The organism is Acidocella sp. MX-AZ02, from assembly GCF_000306035.1.
In the GTDB taxonomy this organism is placed as follows: Bacteria; Pseudomonadota; Alphaproteobacteria; order Acetobacterales; family Acetobacteraceae; genus Acidocella; species Acidocella facilis.
This window is the reverse complement of sequence record NZ_JH976207.1, coordinates 1,357,622-1,359,815: the sequence shown is the minus strand read 5'-3', so window position 1 is coordinate 1,359,815 and position 2,194 is coordinate 1,357,622. Positions and strand designations below refer to the sequence as shown.

The 2,194-nt window shown below is 62.9% G+C and carries 1 protein-coding gene and 1 pseudogene; one reads left to right on the top strand and one right to left on the bottom strand.

The window, feature by feature from the left end; genetic code table 11:
• Positions 1-100: 100 nt before the first annotated feature.
• On the top strand, positions 101-1,735 hold the full coding sequence (locus MXAZACID_RS06670; RefSeq protein WP_008493434.1) for an electron transfer flavoprotein-ubiquinone oxidoreductase: 1,635 nt from the start codon (positions 101-103) through the stop codon (positions 1,733-1,735).
• 163 nt (positions 1,736-1,898) lie between these two features.
• On the opposite strand, the pseudogene MXAZACID_RS19225 reads toward MXAZACID_RS06670, so the two are convergent.
• Positions 1,899-2,194 (bottom strand): annotated as a pseudogene (locus MXAZACID_RS19225) (hypothetical protein); the annotation flags it as partial.

Here is a 2,194-nt window from a genome sequence, read left to right as displayed (position 1 = left end):
ATCTTGGGGACGCCTGGCCCGCCACCCTTGTCTGCCCCTTTACTCGCCGGTAGATTTTTCAGTAGACGGGCGGAACTGATTTACAAAAAAGGACGCGATCATGTCGGACGAGGCGCTGCCGCGTGAGGCTATGGAATTCGATGTGGTGGTCGTGGGGGCTGGCCCTGGCGGTCTGTCCTGCGCGATCCGGCTGAAACAGCTCAACCCCGAGATGTCCGTCTGCGTCGTCGAGAAGGGCTCCGAGATCGGCGCGCATATCCTCTCCGGCGCGGTGCTGGAGCCGCGTGCGCTGAAGGAGCTGATCCCGGATGTCGATCCCGGGCTGATCCCGCTGGCGACGCCGGTGAGCGCGGATGAATTCCTGATGCTGACCCCCGACGGGGCGCGCAAGCTGCCGACCCCGCCGCAGATGCATAATGAGGGCAATTACATCGTCTCGCTCGGCAATGTGGTGCGCTGGCTGGGGCAGCAGGCCGAGGAGCTGGGGGTGGAAATCTATCCCGGTTTCGCCGCCGCCGAGACGCTGATCGAGAATGGCCGCGTCGTCGGTGTCGCCACTGGGGATATGGGCATCGGCAAGGATGGTGAGCCGACTGACAATTATGCCCGCGGCATGGAGCTGCGCGCCACCTACACGGTTTTCGCCGAGGGCTGCCGCGGCTCGCTGAGCAAACAGCTTGAGAAAAGCTTCAATCTTCGCGAGGGCGTGGACCCGCAGACCTACGGGCTGGGGATCAAGGAATTGTGGGAGGTGAAGCCGGAAAAATTCCGCAAGGGCCTGACCCGGCATTCCATCGGCTGGCCGCTGGACAATGCCACCTATGGCGGCTCCTTCCTCTATCATTTTGGTGAGAATCTGGTCGCGGTCGGGTTTGTCATTGGGCTGGACTACAAGAATCCCTATCTCTCGCCCTTCCAGGAATTCCAGCGCTTCAAGACACATCCGGCGATCGCGCCGACCTTTGAAGGCGCCAAGCGGATTTCCTATGGCGCGCGCGCGATCAATGAAGGCGGCTTCCAGTCGCTGCCGAAGCTGGCGTTCCCCGGCGGGGTGATGATCGGCTGTGCGGCGGGGACGCTGAATGTGCCGAAGATCAAGGGAACGCATACGGCGATGAAATCCGGCATGGTCGCGGCGGAAGCGATCGTGGAAGCCTTCGCGGCGGACAAGCCGGATACGCTGAGCGCCTACCCGCAGAAGCTGGAGGCGAGCTGGGTCTGGCCGGAGCTGCACCAGGTGCGCAATATCCGCCCGGGTTTCGCCAAGTTCGGGCTGTATGGCGGGCTGATCAATGCGGCGCTGGAAACCTATGTGTTCAAGGGCAAGGCGCCCTGGACGCTGAAGAACCATGCCGATTACAGCCAGCTGAAAAAGGCCAAGGATTGCACGCCGATCGACTACCCCAAGCCCGATGGCAAGCTGACCTTCGATCGTCTTTCCTCGGTGTTTCTCTCCAACACCAATCATGAGGAAAACCAGCCGGCGCATCTGACCCTGCTGGATCCGGCGAAGGCGATCAGCGTCAATTACAATGAATATGCCAGCCCGGAGACGCGTTATTGCCCGGCGGGGGTGTATGAGATCGTCGGCGTGGAGGCGAATGCGCCGCAGCTGCAGATCAACGCGCAGAACTGCGTGCATTGCAAAACCTGCGACATCAAGGACCCGACCCAGAATATCAACTGGGTGGTGCCGGAAGGCGCGGGCGGGCCGAATTATCCGGGCGGCATGTAAGCCAAGGCGTTTGGCGCCGCCTCGCCTGGATCAGGATCGCGGCGAGACATGGGGGCGACGGCGAAGGCGCCATCGCCCCCCACTTATACCTGCAGTTTTTTCCTTGCGGGCAATTTCAAATGCCTGATTTGAACCTTCCAGTGCAGATCAGGCGAAGATTGCTTTACCGCAAAATCTCGGTGCCGGGTGCGAGTTCTGGCATCGCGCCGCTGGACGACATCACCGGGGCAGGGGCGTGCTTTTCTGGCCTGGCATGTGGTCTGGCACGCGGCGCGGCACGGTGCGTCACCCGATGCGCCACCTGCTGACGATGATGCTCCGGCTTATGCACGGTTTTCGGCTTGGCCGGGGCGGCGGGGGGTGCCACCGGCTCCGCCACCTCGGTCGCGGCCGGCCGGGCCCAGGGCAGGCTGCCGGCCGGGAAGCGGGCGACGGCCGGGGTGATGACCGGTGTTTCCG

Bases quoted from the DNA above. Each gene is read 5' to 3' on its own strand.
- MXAZACID_RS06670 (WP_008493434.1), top strand. From the start codon at position 101: ATGTCGGACGAGGCGCTGCCGCGTGAGGCTATGGAATTCGATGTGGTG.